At 36.9% G+C, this 18,861-nt stretch carries 14 protein-coding genes; 11 read left to right on the top strand and 3 right to left on the bottom strand.

What is annotated here, in order from left to right; all coding sequences use genetic code 11:
- Positions 1 to 822 precede the first annotated feature (822 nt).
- From FQ087_RS19405 to FQ087_RS19375, 7 genes are all read left to right on the top strand, one after another.
- A complete protein-coding gene (locus tag FQ087_RS19405; RefSeq protein WP_149582256.1) occupies positions 823 to 2,061 on the top strand; it encodes an ABC transporter substrate-binding protein in 1,239 nt (412 codons plus the stop codon).
- A 77-nt stretch (positions 2,062 to 2,138) separates the two neighbouring features.
- Entirely contained in the window at positions 2,139 to 3,083 is a 945-nt protein-coding gene (locus FQ087_RS19400) for a carbohydrate ABC transporter permease (protein WP_149582255.1), read from the top strand.
- Complete coding sequence (locus FQ087_RS19395) at positions 3,080 to 3,901, top strand: carbohydrate ABC transporter permease (RefSeq protein WP_149582254.1); 822 nt, start codon at positions 3,080 to 3,082, stop codon at positions 3,899 to 3,901. The genes FQ087_RS19400 and FQ087_RS19395 overlap by 4 nt, the downstream gene beginning before the upstream one ends.
- 36 nt (positions 3,902 to 3,937) lie before the next feature.
- Positions 3,938 to 6,994, top strand: coding sequence for a glycoside hydrolase family 2 TIM barrel-domain containing protein (locus FQ087_RS19390; RefSeq protein ID WP_149582253.1), 3,057 nt, complete (start codon positions 3,938 to 3,940; stop codon positions 6,992 to 6,994).
- A gap of 283 nt (positions 6,995 to 7,277) precedes the next feature.
- Entirely contained in the window at positions 7,278 to 8,942 is a 1,665-nt protein-coding gene (locus tag FQ087_RS19385) for an amylo-alpha-1,6-glucosidase (RefSeq protein ID WP_149582252.1), read from the top strand.
- A 12-nt stretch (positions 8,943 to 8,954) separates the two neighbouring features.
- A complete protein-coding gene (locus FQ087_RS19380) occupies positions 8,955 to 9,836 on the top strand; it encodes a DMT family transporter (protein ID WP_149582251.1) in 882 nt (293 codons plus the stop codon).
- Positions 9,837 to 9,950: 114 nt separating this feature from the next.
- Entirely contained in the window at positions 9,951 to 10,949 is a 999-nt protein-coding gene (locus FQ087_RS19375; RefSeq protein ID WP_149582250.1) for a LacI family DNA-binding transcriptional regulator, read from the top strand.
- A 368-nt stretch (positions 10,950 to 11,317) separates the two neighbouring features.
- Here the strand turns inward: FQ087_RS19375 and FQ087_RS19370 are convergent, their stop codons facing one another.
- Complete coding sequence (locus FQ087_RS19370; RefSeq protein ID WP_149582249.1) at positions 11,318 to 12,091, bottom strand: SDR family NAD(P)-dependent oxidoreductase; 774 nt, start codon at positions 12,089 to 12,091, stop codon at positions 11,318 to 11,320.
- Positions 12,092 to 12,725: 634 nt separating this feature from the next.
- Positions 12,726 to 13,703 (bottom strand): tRNA dihydrouridine synthase, encoded by a 978-nt coding sequence (locus FQ087_RS19365; RefSeq protein ID WP_149582248.1) that lies wholly within the window; start codon positions 13,701 to 13,703, stop codon positions 12,726 to 12,728.
- A gap of 573 nt (positions 13,704 to 14,276) precedes the next feature.
- Here FQ087_RS19365 and FQ087_RS19360 point away from each other — a divergent pair.
- The 3 genes from FQ087_RS19360 (at position 14,277) to FQ087_RS19350 (ending at position 15,871) form a co-directional block, all read left to right on the top strand.
- A complete protein-coding gene (locus FQ087_RS19360) occupies positions 14,277 to 14,708 on the top strand; it encodes an NUDIX hydrolase (protein ID WP_188006827.1) in 432 nt (143 codons plus the stop codon).
- 139 nt (positions 14,709 to 14,847) lie between these two features.
- Positions 14,848 to 15,156 carry a hypothetical protein gene (locus FQ087_RS19355; protein ID WP_149582246.1) on the top strand — a complete coding sequence of 103 codons (309 nt, stop codon included), beginning with the start codon at positions 14,848 to 14,850 and terminating at the stop codon, positions 15,154 to 15,156.
- A gap of 208 nt (positions 15,157 to 15,364) precedes the next feature.
- The gene (locus tag FQ087_RS19350) at positions 15,365 to 15,871 is read left to right on the top strand and encodes a GNAT family N-acetyltransferase (RefSeq protein WP_149582366.1); all 507 of its coding nucleotides are present in this window, start codon (positions 15,365 to 15,367) and stop codon (positions 15,869 to 15,871) included.
- A 149-nt stretch (positions 15,872 to 16,020) separates the two neighbouring features.
- Here FQ087_RS19350 and FQ087_RS19345 read toward each other — a convergent pair whose 3' ends face one another.
- The gene (locus FQ087_RS19345) at positions 16,021 to 16,782 is read right to left on the bottom strand and encodes a DUF4184 family protein (protein ID WP_149582245.1); all 762 of its coding nucleotides are present in this window, start codon (positions 16,780 to 16,782) and stop codon (positions 16,021 to 16,023) included.
- A gap of 1,118 nt (positions 16,783 to 17,900) precedes the next feature.
- On the opposite strand from FQ087_RS19345, the gene FQ087_RS19340 reads away from it, so the two are divergent.
- On the top strand, positions 17,901 to 18,341 hold the full coding sequence (locus FQ087_RS19340; protein ID WP_149582244.1) for a YfmQ family protein: 441 nt from the start codon (positions 17,901 to 17,903) through the stop codon (positions 18,339 to 18,341).
- Positions 18,342 to 18,861: the final 520 nt, after the last annotated feature.

Genomic DNA, 18,861 nt, shown 5'->3' with positions numbered 1-18,861 from the left:
TGTGTCAATACCAGGCACGGTTTAGCCAATACCATGGAGAAAAAATCAGGCATCAAACTACTGTAATCAAGCACATTATTCCAGCGACTCATTTTCACTCTAATCCAGTGAAATAGCTGAAGTAATGTGCTTTTTCTTTTGCGCCTTGGTAAATCAAGTACGGCGATTCCACTAATAGCGCTACGATCTTTCCCCATCAGCCAAACAATTGCGTTGGCGGTATTATGGCAGAAGCCCCACCAGACCCTGTACAATTCCGGCATTTTGTTTCATATAATTTTGGAGTATCTGAAATTCTATTTGGCGGCCCTATTGGTATTGGCACGATATTGATAGCATTGTTCTTGGGGCAAATGATTCATTACACCTTATCGCAATGCAGAAGAACTTTGCTGAAAATCATTGATGTTCAAGATATAAATGTTTTGCTTAAGTATTTTTTCTAAGCACGGGCTACTCTGCCGTGCTTTTTTTATTGACCTTTCAAAGGTTTTTTGCGGTAAATAACGGATGGACTGGCTATTTTAGTAAATTTGAATATCAGTGGAGATTTTGAAACACTGAGTGTAACGCTTTTTCTGTTGCCGAAGTAGAAAAACCCATACTTCAAAGGGGTGGTTGACTTCCGGGGGGATAGTATCGCTAGTGATTATACATAAAGAAACAGTATCCATTATACGGATACTGTTTCTTTATGTACTATCGGACACTGGAACCTGTCTTTAGAATCTCGTATTTTACTAAAAATGACGAAAAAACAGTTTACTTTTAGTAAAACACAGAATATAATGAAATTGTTCAAAAAAAAAAGGGGGGTATAGTATGAAGTTTGTAAAGTTTAAATCTGTTTTCTTTTTACTTATTGCAGTTATGTTGCTTTTAGTGGGTTGTAGTTCATCGGCTGGAGAGAAAAGCGATACCACGAAAGATGGTAAAGTAAAACTCCGCTTCGCCACTTGGGACGTTGGCGATGATGTTACCCTTCAGCAAGATATGATTGACAAATTCAATGAGTCACAAGACGATATCAAAGTTGTTTTAGAGTCTTATGGAAGTGAATACGATACAAAAATCACAGCTGGTATGGGTGCAAAGGATGCTCCAGACATTATGTATATGTGGAACTACCCGCAATATAAGGATGCGCTAGAACCACTCGACCCCTATCTAGAAAAAGAAGGTACTGAGTACAAAGACAATTTCTATGAAACACTGTGGAACTACAATTCAGCAAATGGAGAAATTCTGGGATTACCAGTTGGCTACACGACACATGTTATGTACTACAACAAAGCGTTATTTGATGAAGCGGGTGTTGAATATCCAAAATCGGGTTGGTCATGGGAGGATCTTCAAGACACAGCTAAGAAATTAGCAAATAAAGATTCAAATGTAAGCGGTTTCGCATTCTCAGGGAAACCGGATCCATATGATTTTGAAATGTTCCTGTGGGGTAATAACACATCTTATGTTGATAAAGAAGGAAATCTAAAAGGTAACTTGAATTCAGATCAATCAGTAGAAGTATTTGAAATGTTCCAGAACATGGCGAAAGACGGCTATGCTATCACGACAGAAGGTTCTGGCACAACAGAAATGAAGTCTGGTAAAGTTGCGATGTTTGTATATGGTGCATGGGGATTAACTCCGTTAAAAGAAGCAGGTATTGACTACGGAGTCGTAGAATTACCGACATTTAAAAACGGAAAAAGCGTCAGTATCTTAAGCTCTTCTGGTATCTCAATCTCTAAAAACTCAAAACATAAAGATGAAGCATTTGAATTTATCAAATTCTGGACAAATGAAGATGCGAATAAGGAGCGAATTGGTTTCGAACTACCTGTTTTGAAATCAGTCGTAGAAAGCGAACAACTTGAACAAGATGAAGTGAAAAGTGTGTTCTATTCTATGCTTGAACAGAGTGATGGCTATACGCCAGCATCTTTCATCGTTGAAGACTGGAGTCAAGTATCCGAGAATTTGCAATATACGTTTGAATCGATGTTAAATCCAAGTACATTAATGAACCCGAAAGAAGCATTAAACAGTGCTGTCGAGTAAAAATATTAATCTTTAATGCGGTAAAGCACTTTTTATGTGCTTTACCCTATTTTCTAATCTGATGATGGGGGCATTTTATGCGAAATATAACAACGAAGAAAACGAAAAGCTATCAGTTAGTAAATAGAAAAGTGCCCTATTTATTTATTTTACCGTGGATCATTGGTTTTTTGGTATTCACCCTGGGACCACTGATTTTCTCATTAATTATGAGCTTTTATAATTGGCCAATTACAAGTGAACCAACATTTGTGGGGATCGATAACTACAAAACAATGTTCACTGCAGATCCGCAGTTTTATAAATCTATTATTATTACCCTTAAATTTGCTGCAATATTTGTACCCTTAAACTTAGCTATTGCATTAATTTTAGCACTTCTCATTACTCAACCATTAAAAGGAATGAAGTTTTTCCGTACGATTTTCTACTTACCTGCGGTTGTTTCAGGTGTTGCCATTTCGATTATTTGGGGTTGGATTTTCAACTCAGAGTACGGAATTTTAAATTACTTACTATCGTTTCTTGGCATTGAAGGTCCAAGATGGCTTGTAGATCCGAAGTGGGCACTTCTCACAATTGTCATTGCGAGTGCTTGGGGCGTCGGAGTTATGATGCTGATCTTTTATACCAATATAAAAGGGATCCCAGCTGAATTATATGAGGCGGCAGCGATTGACGGTGCTGGTCCGTTCCGTCAGTTTTTCAGTATTACGATTCCTAGTATTACGCCGACCATTCTGTTTAACGTCATTACATCAGTCATCGGAGCACTGCAGCAGCTGACCTTGGTCTTACTGTTAACCGGCGGTGGCCCCTTAAAGTCCACCTATTTCTATGGTTTGTACGTGTATAACAACGCTTTCAAACACCATCAACTGGGATATGCAAGTGCAAACGCATGGTTTATGTTCATCGTGATATTAGTCTTAACAATGTTAATCTTTAAGACATCATCTACATGGGTGTTCTACGAAAATGAAGTGAAAAAAGAAGGGAAGAAAGGGAGGAGAAAAAAATGAAAATATCAAAAGGATATAAAATCATCATGTACAGCCTTCTAGGACTATTTTCACTTTACTTCGTATTACCATTTGTGTGGGTAATCCTTTCTGCATTAAAAACAGAAACCGAAGTGTTTAGCTATCCTCCAAAGATTTTTCCAGAAGTACTTCAGTGGAAAAACTTTGTTGATGCTTGGGCTAGTCAACCATTCGGCGTCTATTTAAAGAACTCCGTCATCGTTACAGTGATGACAACGATAGGTCAGCTACTATCCTGTTCATTAATTGCCTATGGATTTGCTAGATTTGATTTTAAATTTAAAAACACTCTTTTCGTCTTGATGCTTGCGACAATGATGATTCCTTGGGACGTCACAATGATTCCGTTATATATGGAATTCAAAATGTTTGGTTGGATTAACACATTAAAGCCATTGATTGTCCCATCATTTTTTGGATCGGCATACTATATCTTTTTGTTAAGACAATTCCTTATGAGTATACCGAAGGATCTTGAAAATGCAGCAAGAATGGATGGGGCAAATGAATTCCAAATCTTCTATAAAATATTCGTACCGATTATGAAAGCTCCACTGATCTTAATCGCGGTGCTCAATATGTTATCAGTATGGAATGACTACCTGGGTCCATTAATCTATCTGCAAGATCAATCGAAATATACATTAGCACTAGGATTAGCAGCATTTAAAGGAGTTCATGATCTCCAAATTCTACCGATTATGTCGATTACTTTAGTCATGATCGTTCCACCAGTTGTGATATTCCTATTTGCGCAAAAGTACATTGTTGAAGGAATCAGTGGTTCTGTTAAGTAAGAAATACCAAAATAGTATTATATGGAGGAAGATAATATGCGTCGCGAAATGAAGAGGTGGGAAGATATCAGGATAACGGGCATCAATAGACTTCCCGCACATGCTGATTTTTATAGATATGAAACGAAAGAAAACGCACAAACATTTACGAAAGAAAATAGTATTGGCTATACATTACTAGATGGCGTATGGAAGTTCTTATTTGTAGATGCACCTGAGCTTTCACCGAAAGGCTTTGAAAAAGAAGACTTCGGCATCGACAGTTTAAACGATATGGAAGTGCCTTCAAGCTGGCAAATTAAGGGCTACGGCAACATGCATTATACAGACGTTTTGTATCCGTTTGCTATCAATCCACCATTTGTACCGCAGGAAAATCCAACGGGTATCTATTTTAGAGAGCTTGTTGTTTCCGACTTAGCAGATGGTGAAGCGCTTATTTTAAAATTCAATGGCGTAGATTCTGCATTTGATCTATATGTAAATGGACAGCATGCCGGTTTTAGTAAAGTTTCAAGATTACCGTCTGAATTCGATATCACAGAATTCGTAAAAGTGGGCAGTAATCGTCTTACCGTTAGAGTCTACCAATTTTCTGATGGAACTTATATAGAAGACCAGGATATGTGGTGGCTGTCTGGTATTTTTAGAAGTGTTGAGCTGTTTAAAATCAACAAAGAGACACTTTGGGATGTCCGTGTTGAAACACTTCCCGATGAAAACTATGAGAATTTCACATTAAAAATAGGCGGAGCATTTTTAACAGACCAGGTAAAAGATGTAGTCGCTACGCTTTACCATCATGACAAACAAGTTGACCAGTTTGACATGGAAGTCGTTGACGGGAAATTCGAAGTAAGTAAAGTTCAGGAAAAACCGCTTCTATGGAATGCAGAGGAACCAAACCTCTATACACTTCACCTCGAGTATTGCTTGTTAGGTGAAAAGGAAGTTGTGCCACTGCGCATAGGGTTCCGTGCCATTGAGGTGATTGACAATGAAATCCGTGTCAACGGAAAACGCGTTTTCTTTAATGGTGTGAATCGCCATGACGCACATGCGAAGACTGGTAGAACAGTCAACTACGAGGATATGCTTCAGGATATTAAAATGATGAAACAGTTCAATATCAATGCTGTTCGTACAGCGCATTATCCAAATAATGATGTATTCTATGATTTGTGTGATGAATATGGTCTTTACGTCATTGACGAAGCAGATCTTGAATGTCATGGTTTTGAAAATACCGGAAATTACAATTGGATTTCTGACAATGAACTATGGGAAAAGCAATATGTAGATCGAGCAGTACGTATGGTACAAAGAGACCGTAACCATCCAAGTATCATCATGTGGTCACTCGGAAATGAATCAGGTGCTGGTAGAAACTTTACGGCTATGTACAATGCCATCAAGGCGATTGATTCTACTAGAATCATTCATTATGAGGGAGATAGAAATGCCGCATACAGTGATGTTTATTCAACAATGTACACTCGCTTGAAGCGACTTGAAGAAATCGGCAAGGACGCGGAGGGCAAGAAGCCCCATATTTTATGTGAATATGGACATGCAATGGGGACTGGCCCTGGAGGCTTAACGGAATATCAACAACTGATGAGAAAATATCCTAGATTGCAAGGTGGCTTCATCTGGGAATGGTGTGACCATGGCATTGAAACGACAAACGACAAAGGTGAAATCGTTTATTTATATGGTGGAGATTACGGCGACTTCCCGACAAACACCAACTTCTGTATTGATGGACTTGTATTCCCAGATAGAACTCCGTCACCAGGACTTTGGGAATACAAAAAAGTGATAGAACCGATTGTCACAGAGGAAGTAAACATAGCTGAAGGAAAAATTCGCATTAAGAATTTATACGACTTTAGAAATCTAAGCGGAGTTACTCTTCGCATTGAAGTGAAATCAATCGGTACAATTATTGAAGAAAAAGAAATGAAGTTACCAAGTATCCAAGCACATGAATCGTTGGATATTACTTTGCCAGTAGATATTGCAAATGCTGCCCAGCATGACGATGTTCGGATCTACTTAAGTTATTTGGAGACGGAAGCTACTCGTTATGCGGAAAAAGGTCATGAGATTACAAGAGAAAGCCTTTTATTAGAATCTACAAAACTTGAAAAAGAAGTGAGGTTTGTCACTTCATCAGGATCTGACTTTGTGATTAAGGATGAAGGTGCTCTTCTCACAATTGAAAATGACCACTTTGAAGCTGTTTTTTCAAATGTGTATGGAACACTAGAATCATTCAAATCTGATGGAGAAGAAATTATTAATAAAGGACCTGAGGTCACCCTTTGGAGAGCGATTATCGACAATGATATGTACAAAAAGGACGACTGGGTTAATAAATACTTCCTTAAAAATACAAAAGAACAATTAGCGGATGTGACTTACGAAGTAACAGCAGACTATGTGGATGTCACGATTACGAAGTTTTTATCTACCGTGAATCAAGCATGGGGCTTCCACCTGACATATCACTATCGTATGACGAAAAATGGTGCCTTAAACATTGATTTACAAGGTGAAAAGGTATTACGAGGCCATGAAATTCCGGAAATGCTGCCACGTATCGGCGTAACGATGCATTTGAACGAGGATTACAACAAAGTAAGCTGGTATGGTCGCGGTGATTCTGAATCGTACCAGGATACAAAACGCAGCCAACCTATTGGTTTATATAATAAAACCATTCAAGGCATGCATACAGATTATGTATACCCGCAGGAAAATGGTTCACGGTGTGATAGTTCTTTCTTAGCTGTAGCAAACGATGAGCAAACATACCTGATTAATTTTAAAGAAACGTATGATTTTACAATCCATGATTACGAAACAAGTGCGCTTGAAGAGGCGAAGCACCGCGGTACTATTAGGAAGTCACCATTTACAGTGTTGACGATCGATTACAAGCAAAGTGGTGTGGGCAGTAATAGTTGCGGTGAGGAACAGTTACCTCCATACAGAACTGTCATTGAGGATTTCCATCTTCAATTTGAGTTTAGAAAAATAGACAAAAGTAGCCTAGTGGAAGAAAGTAAATATTTCACGGTTCAGTAAGAAGTGTGCAGGGAAACCCTGCTTCTTATTTCAATTAATTACGCCTCGGTGTAATTGCGTCCAGATTTTTCGAGCTCGAGGCCAACAGGAAGTAGGTCATGCAGTGGAGAGGGATGTAGTTCAATCCCTCTTTGTTGTGACAGGACGTCGCGTTAGCCTGCGTTCTACTGTTCAGCAGGGGGGGAACCCCCTCTGATTCATAGTGCAATTCGGCATTCATCCCGCCACTTATAGAAGTGACGGACATCTGCTGATTCAAGTTAAACAAAAGGAGCGAAATTACATGAATTTAAATATAAAAGAAATCCCTTTTTCTCGATTTGGTTCTTATTTTTGTGTATCAAAGGAATTGGATACAAAAGAAGTTTATATACGTGATGTTCATGGCGGAGATGATGCGCCATCAAAGTTATTTAAATTGGATTTGTTACAGGACGGCGTTGAACAAGAATTTGCTATCGATGCTACAGAAACGGCCTTGCGCTTTTATTTAGTAAAAGATAGGGAGAAATATGCAGAAATTATAATTCCAGAAGAAGATGAATTACATATTGAGTCAAAGGGGGTTGAAGTTCGATTACAAGCTAGTAAAGTGAAGTACGATACCCTACACGAATATGAGGATGATATGTATGAATATCATATCTATCCGAAGGAATTAAAGCTGATGATTAGCAAGCTTTCAGGCGAGATGTCTGTTGACGCACCGTGGAATGTGATTGGCAATGACTATATCGACATTCGTATGAGTAATGGCCACTTTGTCATTGAAAGCTATCGCACTGTGTTTAAACCGAAAGAGTATGCAAGCTTTCAAGCCGGAAAAGAAAAGGTTGAGCGACTCTATCAGGAGTGGGTGAAAAATAATACCGAGAAAAATGAAGTATACCAAGCTTCAATTGATCGTGCGGCATATATTACTTGGTCAAGTATCGTTCACCCGGACGGATTATTAAAAAATTATGCCATGTATATGTCAAAGCTTTGGATGTATAACATCTGGTCTTGGGATAATTGCTTTAATGCATTACATATAGGTGAGAAATATCCGGAGCTATCCTATTCTCAGCTGAAGATCTTTATGGACACGCAGGACGAATCAGGCGCATATCCAGACTTTGTGAATGATAAGTATGTGTCTTATAACTGCATTAAACCACCGGTCTTCGCATACGCATACGAAAAACTGATGGAAGTAAATGACTACTTTAAGGAAGAGAGTCGCCTAAGAGAAGTTTACGAGTCCACTAAAAAAGTAATGCTTTACTTTGATTTATATCGAACGTATGAAGGTCGACTTCCACATTATAAGCACGGTAATGACTCAGGTTGGGATAATTCCTCTTTGTTCCATAGCGGAATGCCGGTCGAGGCACCAGATCTTGCTAGCTTTATAATTAGAACGTATGATATTTTAACGAAATTTGCTGGTCTTCTTGGCGAAGAGGAAGAAGCAAAGCAATTTACCAAAAAAGCAGACACACTTTTCGCCTTATTAATGGAGCGACTTCATGATGAGGATGGTTTCTTTGGTCGTGTTGGTAAGGATGCTAAGAAAATTGACATCCGCTCCAGTCTAATTTTACGATTACCAGTTTTAATAGGATATCGCTTAGACAAACAAATCATGGACCAACTTGTAGAGGACCTGGTGGAAAACTTTGAAACGAAATATGGATTTGCAACGGAAATGCCATCAAGTCCATTGTATAAGGAAAATGGTTACTGGCTTGGACCGATTTGGGCCCCTGTTACCTATCTTTTCATTGATTCATTAAAGAGTTTTGGCTACGGCGAGGTTGGAGAAAGAATTAAAGAAAAATATTTAAATCTTACGCTTGTCGGTGGTATGGCAGAAAACTTCGATCCGCATAGTGGAAAAGGGCTCGTTGATACTTCCTTTACGTGGACCTCAAGTGTGTTCCTATCGTTAATCGGAAGTAAGTAGGTGGAGGATACTATGCGTAAATATATTGGAGAACTAGGACTTGCGGTTGTTGCAATAATTTGGGGAAGTGGATTTGTTGCAAGTGCAGTGTCACTTGAGCACTTTACACCATATCAAATACTTGCAATCCGTTTCCTTATTGGTATTATTTTGTTAAGCCTTGTCTTTTTTAAGAAACTAAAGAATATTAAAAAGAGTACAATTATAAAAGGTTCCATCATTGGAATCTTTTTATACTTGGCATTTGCTTTACAAACGGTTGGACTGGTATATACGACGCCTTCGAAAAATGCTTTTTTAACCGCTGTCAATGTAGTCATTGTACCATTTATTGCGTTTTTCATTTTCAAACGAAAAATGGACAAGTTTGAGTTGTTTGGTGCATTACTTGCGATTATTGGCATCGGTGTGTTATCACTAAAGCTTTCGAGTGGCATCAATTTTGGGGATTTACTTACATTATTATGTGCAGTAGCGTTTGCATTCCATATTTTTTACACAGCGCAGTTTGTAAAGAGCGAAGACCCCGTACTGTTAACGGTGGTTCAAATGGCAGCTGCAACAGTGTTAGGATTTATTGTAGTCCTATTCAAAGGAGAAACGAATTTTGCGGCAAATATTGAAGGAGTATCAGCTGTTTTATATTTGGGTGTATTCTCCACCACGATTGCTTTTTTACTGCAGACAGTCGCTCAAAAGTTCACAAGCGAAACAAAGGCGGCAATCATTTTATCGACAGAGGCATTCTGGGGAATGGTTTTCTCCGTCATTATTTTAAGCGAGGTTTTAACTGCCAAAATGGCTATCGGAGCGATACTAATCCTTGTAGCTATTATTATTTCAGAAACAAAGCTGAAATTCCTCAAAAAAAAATTCCGTAAAGAAGCAGTGTAGCAAAAGTCTTCACGAAGAACGGCTTTTGCGAACCAAGGCGAAGTGTTACAAGCAAGCTGATGAAAATTGGTGTTAATTTACATATAGAAGTAAAAAACAAAGTAGGTATAAAATATGGCGACGATTAAAGATATAGCATACTTAGCGCAGGTTTCTATGGCAACGGTTTCTCGAGTGTTAAATTATGATGAAACACTTAATGTGACTCCAGAGACAAGAAAACGAGTTTTCGAAGCGGCAGAGGAATTAAACTATGTTATCTCCTCGAAACAGAAAAAGGCGAAAAAGAAAGGGAACATTGGGCTCTACTATTCGTATTCGCTTGAAGAGGAATTGGTTGATACCTATTATCTTTCGATTCGGGTAGCGCTAGAAAAAAAGCTTAAGCGTATGGGGATGGACTACTTTAAAATTACCAAAGATGACACTAAAAGAAGTCTTCCAAAATTAGACGGAATCATTTGTCTGGGAACTTTTAAAAAAGCAGAAATTGAATTGATAAAAAGCTTTGATAAACCGTCTGTGTTTGTAGATGCAAACCCCGATGAAGATACTTTTGACGCAGTAGTGATTAATTTTAATTCGGCAACGAAAAATGCGCTTAACTATTTAGTAGATTTAGGACATGAAAAAATCGGCTTTATCGGTGGCATAGAGACTGATATGTTTGGTAACCGATTCAAGGACTTACGGCAGGACGTCTTTGAAGCTTATTTAAAGGAAAAAGGAATTTTTAAAGAGCAATTCGTTAAAATTGGAGGCTATAATCCAAAGGATGGCTACCAGATTTTAAAGGAAATGCTTAGTCAAGATGAAAAACCTACAGCTTTATTTGTTGCAAATGATTCAATTGCAATCGGGTGCTACAAGGCGGCCTACGAACTAGGTGTTGAAATTCCAAAGGATCTCAGTATCGTTGGTTTCAATGATGTTTCATCTGCGCAATACATGGTTCCACCGCTTACCACAGTGAAGCTATACACAGAAATCATGGGAGAATCCGCAGTCGACTTGCTGCTAGAGCGCATCGCAACGAAACGGGGAATATGTAAGAAAATAACGATTCACACGAAGCTGATTGAAAGAGACAGTGCAACGACAGTGAAGAAATAATCCAGAGAATCACGAGACATAAGTTTCGTGATTTTTTTATTTTATTTAGTAACAGTTTGTTAATGGTGTCATTAAAACAATTAAGGGAATGGAAAATTGTGGATGTGTACAATCACTTATTACCACGCACAGGTACTTGAAATTAATATGCCGACCGCCTATGAAATTGAGACCTTTAGGTTCTACGTTAGAGAGAAGAACAGTCCAGACTATGTGACATCGATTGGAATCCCATAAGACATAAACACAGAATTTTTTAGTTTCCTGATTGAGCGACACAAAGGCACCTTCCCTTTGGGCAATAAAAAAATGGATCAAGCGTTATGCCTGATCCACTCTTTATATAAAACGATTAAAATCTGCGAAAATTATTGTTGCATTTTACCTGCAGTATAACCGCCATCAACTGCAAGTGTTACACCGCTAATTGATTTTGCAAGGTCTGAGCATAGGAATACAACAGCGTTTGCTTGATCTTCTGCTGTAGCCATTTTTCCAGCTGGAAGTGATGAGAGTACTCCTTGGTATTGTTCTGGGTTTGATTTTGCCCAGCCTTCAATTGCAGGTGTAATGGTAGCACCTGGTGCAATTGAATTAATCGTGATGCCTTTTTGACCATATTCCAATGCAACTGATTTAGTCAAACCAGCGATTGCATGTTTAGATGCCGTATATGGAGCCATGTTTGGTGAACCTTCAATACCAGCACCTGATGCCGTATTGACAATTGCGCCGCCGCCAGTTTTCAGCATTGCGTTGATTTCGTGCTTGATGCTGTAAAAAGTACCATACAGATTTACTTTTAGTGTAATATCCCAATCTTTAGAATCCATTTCTCCAATTGGTTTAAGACCTTTGTTAATACCCGCATTGTTATGCGCAAAGTCAAGCTTGCCAAATGTTTCAACTGTTTTATTTACAAGTGCGATTACTTGCTCCTCATCACTTACATCACATTTGAAAAAGGCTGCTTCGCCGCCGTTATCTTTGATCATTTGTACAGTTTCTTGTCCCGCTTGTTCGTTTACGTCAGAAATCATTACCTTTGCGCCTGCTTTTGCTAATGCAATTGCAGCTGCTCTACCGATTCCTGACCCCGATGCTGTGACTAATCCTGCTTTTCCATCCATAATTCCTACCATTAAAAACACTCCTTTTTTTATATAAATCCACCTATTAGTTACAATGGAACACATAGTGGAGATTTTCCTCCATTATGCTTAACATTGAGTAATATACGCCTAAATTCAAGTTAAATCAAACATATAGTTTGATGTCTAACTATTTTTTTAGCGTATTAATGTGAAATACATCTTTCAGAAAATTAGCATTCACTATCCATAATTATTTCCTGTTTGTAATCGAATATACCTAATATTCTTTAAGTAATTAAATTGCAGTTTTCTAGTATAATACTTACTATCTGCTGGTGTTCATATAAAACAGCTATATGAGTCTTTTCTGTTGGCGTATAACCAATGTCTTTCCAGAAGCAACTAGTATCGTTTTTTTACGGATTTTTGTTTGTTCAGCAATGGGGAAGTCATCTGCGCGAACTAAGCGAAACTGATGACCGTGTAAATACGTGGATGGGATCCATTTTGAAGGTGCCTAAACGAACTTTTACAGTATCCTAGTACTCAACAGGCAAAGGCTTCGAAATGGATAGTAATTGCTGTTGATTGTAATGAATATTTGAGAGTTCTATTTATAATAAAAGCAAAAAAAGACTTGCTGTTAAAACAAGTCTTTTTTTCATGTACAGGAAGGTATGCCTCAATCTATTTCGTTATCTAAAACCTGTTGTACCATACGACGGACTTCATCCGTTGAGTTTGTATTCATTAATTGGTTTCTTAGTTCGCCTGCTCCACTAAATCCCCGAACATAGATTTTGAAAAAGCGATGAAGTTGCTTAAATGGTCGTGGTTCAGTTTCTGTTGAATATTTATCGTGAAGTTCCAATTGTAAAAGTAGTAAATTGAGAAAATCCTTCACGCTATGCTCTTTAGGTTCTTTTTCAAAAGCAAATGGATTCGTGAAAACGCCGCGGCCAATCATGACTCCATCTATGCCGTATTGTTCTACTAATTTTAAACCTGTTGCGCGGTCAGGAATATCTCCATTAATGGTTAATAACGTATTTGGAGCAATTTCATCGCGTAATTTTTTGATTTCAGGGATTAGTTCCCAGTGTGCATCTACTTTACTCATCTCTTTTTTTGTACGAAGGTGAATGGAAAGATTCGCAATATCTTGTCTCAATACATGTCCTAACCATTCGCGCCACTCGTCGACATTTGAGTAACCCAGTCTTGTTTTAACACTAACTGGTAAGCCACCTGCTTTAGCTGCTTGAATAATTTCTGCTGCAACTTCAGGATGTCGTATTAATCCAGAACCTTTTCCATTGGCTGCGACGTTTTGTACTGGGCATCCCATGTTTAAATCAATACCTTTAAACCCGAGTTTTTTCATATCTATACTCATCTGTTCAAAAAATGCTGGTTTATTGCCCCAAATATGAGCGACAATCGGTTGCTCATCTTCTGTGAACGTTAAACGACCACGTACACTGTCTCTACCTTGAGGGTGACAATAACTTTCTGTATTTGTGAATTCCGTGAAAAATACGTCGGGTTTTCCAGCTTCACTAATGACGTGGCGAAACACAACGTCTGTGACATCTTCCATTGGTGCTAATATAAAAAACGGCTTCGGTAAATCAAGCCAAAAATTATCCTCGTTACTCATTCTGTATCCTCCTGTTGCAACAAATAAAAACGATAGTTATCTATTGCATAATCCTTTGCTCATCATACATATTATCATTTCTTGTAGTTGGATGCACTGATACACTTCCCAAATATTCGTCTCCGAAAGCAATTTTACACTATAGAAAAAATTTTGAAGAAGAAAAACATTAAAGGTAGGGTTCCGTTGTACTATTGTGAATATGCAATTAAAAGCGGGCGAAACGATTGCCAAATTTGAATCTAAAAGAGAAGTGATTATTTGCGCGGCATAGTTTACTTGAGATATTTCAAATGGTGGTACAGTGTGCCGGATATGTTAGTGGAAAAACTGTGCGCAGAGGAGGATTTCATTGTGCGAAAAACCAAAAATTAACTATGATATAATTATTTGTAAAGAGGAAGTGTCAATTCACTGGGGATGCAATAGATATCATGTGTAAATTATTGAATTATGAACTGTTTCAGTTACCTGGTACCTTTTATTAGGGCGCGATAACTGGATAAAAACTGCAACCTACAGAATCGGCCATTTAATGGAGAAAGCTTTACACAAAAAAAGGGGGTAATGACTTTGGGACAAAACACATCACATATTTACACACCTTCTAAACACTTTGTTTCAGCTGCAACTATTGTACTCAACGACCAAAAGGAAATTCTGCTAATTAAAGGTCCTATGAGAGGTTGGGAAATGCCAGGTGGAATAGTTGAGGAGGGTGAGTCTCTGAAAGACGCTGCAATAAGGGAAACTAAAGAGGAGTCAGGCATTGATATTGAAGATCTTAAATTCTGCGGGATATTTCAAAATGTGAATAAGTCAATTTGTAATACGCTCTTTTTAGCTAAGCCAATTGGTGGTAAATTAACAACTTCCCCAGAAAGTTTAGAAGTGGGTTTTTTCCCTATTGAGCTGGCTTTGAAAATGATAACTATTGATAATTTTAGACAAAGAATTGAGTATTGTCTTGATAGCAGCAAACAACCATTTTATGTGGAATTTTGAGTCCTGTTTAAATTAGTAATAACGATATTTTTATTCAATCAACCTATGGGTGTTAGCTGAAAAGACGAGTGCTATGATATCCGCAATTGGGCGCGATAACTGGTTAAAAACTGCGTCCTCCAGAATAGGAGTGGGATAAATGGATGGAGATACCGAGAGGAATGTACGGTTAAAAGAAATCATATTTAATGAGAAAAAATACTCGAAAACTAAAAAAGCATTAACTATATTTTACTTGGTATTACTATTCTATTCTCAGGTTAAACAAAATGAAGTTCTCGGATTTAGCTTGACATTTTCAGTTATTATTGTTGGTATCATTTATTTAATTAGTAAAATTTATTTTTATAATGAAAAGAAAAAAAACAAAGATATACTATTATTAATATTATTTGTAGCGTTACTTTTATGGGGTGTTTACACATTTTATGTATTTTATAATCTATGACATCTACCTATCTGGTTTGTGTATCTATTAGTGGTTGTCATTATCTTGCTTTTCCAGAATCGGGCGCGATTACTGTATCAGCGATTGCGCCCATATTGCACAATCGGGCCATTTTGTTTGATAGAGTTTCAAATATCAATATGTTTTTGGGGGGATATGATTGTTAAAGTTTTCATTAGTTCCACACAATAAAATTTATGCAAAACCAATGTCATCACTTTCGTCAGCACCCCAAGTGAAAAATGCATTGGGACTTACCGATGACCAAACTTCACTTGAAGGAACTATTGATTTTATAGAGTTTATTGAGGAACAAGAAAGACTAGGAAAGCAATATTCAAGAGTCATCCTTGATGAAACTAAAAAATTAATTGGGGTAATAACACTAAAAGACATTGATGACGGCAATAAAACTTGTCATATTGGTACTTGGATAGGACATCAATATTGGGGGAAAGGTTATAATGCATTAGCCAAATCAGAAATGCTATATATCGCCTTTACAGTATTGGATTTAGAATATGTATTTGCAGGAGCAAAATTATCAAATATCCGATCTCAAAAGGCTCAGGAAAATCTTACTTATATTAGAATCGGTGTACAGTCAGAGTTTCCGGAGGAACATAGTAAATTAGAATCGCAAGTGAATTCGCCCTGCATTTTGAATGTAATAGAGAGAGAAATGTTTTTGTCGTGGCATTCAGACAACGAATAATTACACTCCACAATGGGGCGCGATTCAATACGATAAGACTCTATATAAGTTTAGAGTTGTCTTAATAGTGTAGTTTGTTAAAAACACTCAGATCTTTTTCTGAGCGTTTTTTGGGTACTATTTTTCAATTTATCTGAGCTGGCGCCCTATTACTTTACTATAGAATGTTCTATCTTTGCTCTATATAAGTGGTGAAAACTTATTGAAACAATTAACAAACTGATCAAAGCGGAATCTATTATTCGTACAACAATAATGCCATAGGATTCAATCGAAACGCTATCAATGAGATACCATAAACAAAACAAAAGTGTTGTTAACAATGCTATTTGACCCCAATACATCAATTTTTGTTTTGGTCCTGTACTCCTGTCACCAATAAGCCTATTCTTCGCTGTTCGAAAGTACATATAGCCTATAATCGCAATGATGCCAACTAGTGTGCCTCCGTGCTGTAGGAATTTAAAGACAGGGATATTAAAACCATAAATATGAACAGTAGTAGAAAGTATTGATAAGTTCTTCACCATAAATCCTACTGAATGAGTGAAAGAATCCCAAACTACATGGGTTAGCATTCCAAATAAGGCGGAATATAAGAATACAAAAACCTTTAAGGATCTAGAAGAACTTGTTTTTTGAGAATAGGTATCTTGCAAAAAAGATGGTAGATGTCTAAATAATGTTCTATGTATATATGCCTTATAAATCAAATAAACCATTACAACAATAGGAAGATTAAAAGCTATAAAACCAAAGAATGTATGACCAATCTCGCCATACGGCATTCCTCGTAGAAAATACTCGAAATCAGGCGACATACTACCTAATACCAATGCTAAAAAATTTACATATTTACTATTCCTTGAGAAAGGTAAAACTGCTGCTGGATGAGCAAAAGTCAACGGCATATAATTTCACTCCCTAATGTTATTTCCAAAATAAACATTTTCTAGCTATTATTGTAGCATAGCCTTCTTGTACTATTCTGCTGATGATACTAATTCTTCAACCTTTGAGGAAAAGGCTCAACTAGAATCCGTACGGTTTACTCATTTTAAATAGGACAGAGACATGAAGGTATTGGAGGTGAAAATGTTAACACCGGGGAAATGATTCGGGGATTTTTACTTTGTACGTACAGAAAACAAGTAAATCATAATTTCCATTCACTGAAAAATAGCTTAAAAAAAATCAAGAATAGGGTACGATTGCTGAAAATCATAAGTCTAATTCCTCGTTCAAGATACGGAGGGGTTAGGCTTTTTTTGCTTAGGAAACTATAAAATATCGTACTATGGATAAGTTGGTACATAGTGATTTGTCTTCTAGACTCCAGCGCCTAGCCCCTCGAGTCGCTTCAGTCTTGTTGGTAAAGGCAATGAGGATGCCTTCAAGCAGGGAAGGATTGAACTGCATCCTTCCTACTTGTAATATGTTTGAGCTAAACAATATGTCTTACGAACAAACGTCAATAATTTTTTTGCGTCCAAGTTATTGACGTAGATCCATGCTGATCCAGCCATGATTAAATGGATGGCAAGTAGAAAAATGAATATATAAGAGCTTCAATTAATAACTAATGGGTACGGTTGGTGGGGAGAAAAAATGCCAATAACAAAGTAAATTTCACATTAACCAGCATTTATTTCAACAGCAAATTGGCAATATAAATGCCAAGTAAAAAACGCTCACCCGTTAGTTTACGTACATTATTTAACAAACTACTCCTAATTTCCATCAAATTATGTAGGTCATCGAATAGATAGTTGAAGGGGATGTTTTAATTTCTATTAGGTTCCCGAAAGTTTAATCCTTTTATTTTTTCTACTAGTTAAGTATGAGGATTTGTATGATTCCAAAGAGGTCAATAGTCTAGAGGGACAAAAAGCATTTCTATAAATTTAGTGGTTAGTAAAAAAGTTGGATATTTGTCAAACATGAAATCAATATTTTGTGATAATCTTAATTTATAAATGTACTGGTAAATTAGTTAACCAGATATTATTAATTAAGGAGTTGTTATGAAATGACATGGATGACTTTTGTTATTATAGTAATCGGGATAATTTTAATATTCATGACAAGTCCCCCAAGTGCACTAGTAGAATGGGGTTTAAGTAAATTTACAATTCATCCAAAACTTGATTCAAAAGATATTAGTGTACTATATAACGGAACGCACTTAGAAGAGGAAGAAAAAATTAGATTTAATAATTATTTCAATGAAGCCCAATTTTTAGAAAGAAACCATATATTCCCGGGGAATGAAAACTTGTTTCTACATCCAGAGACTACTGTTATTCCATTTGTCATCAAGGTAAAAAAAATGAAAAAAGAAATGGATTTCTTTATTTATATTTACGATGACCACGTTGATGTAGTCAAGCAGTGGAAGAAAAAAGTTGAATCTTTTAGTATTAAATCCGAGTATCTACAAAATTTCACTATTTCAAATAATATAAATTAAAATGCTTGATATACATCTTTAAGAGAACTCTGATAAATGATATAAAAAAGTAATAAATAAAAACTAATATGTCCACTTTAATTAGCAAGTCGGAAAACGCTCGTAACGAACCTGTTGTCGAATTTTTATCTAAATTAATTATTGAGGCATATATAGTTTCTAAAGAACTAATCAATAGGATGTATTTTAGATTTTTTTAGTTCTATATCATCGCTCTTCCTGCTAATAGCTTATAACTATTTTATGATAGAAGATGGATCGCTTCTTCAATTTGTGAGCGTATTGATTAATGTGTCAACTCGTTTTCTAATTGAACAAGTAGAAAGGTAAGCCTAAAATAGCGCGCACTTGTCATTTTGACAGGTGCGCGCTATTTTAGGCTTATATAGGAACTACTAGTTTTTGTACGCCATCGGTAGGAATCGAACCCACATCTTAAGAAACAGAATTTCATGTGCTATCGATTGTAGTTCACCATGAGTCAATTCCAGAGGGAAATTAGTACATCAAGTGGTTTAGC

The sequence above is a fragment of the Sporosarcina sp. ANT_H38 genome, from assembly GCF_008369195.1.
Lineage (GTDB): Bacteria > Bacillota > Bacilli > Bacillales_A > Planococcaceae > Sporosarcina.
Note: the sequence above shows the minus strand (reverse complement) of the source record. Positions and strands in the feature narration are given on the sequence as shown.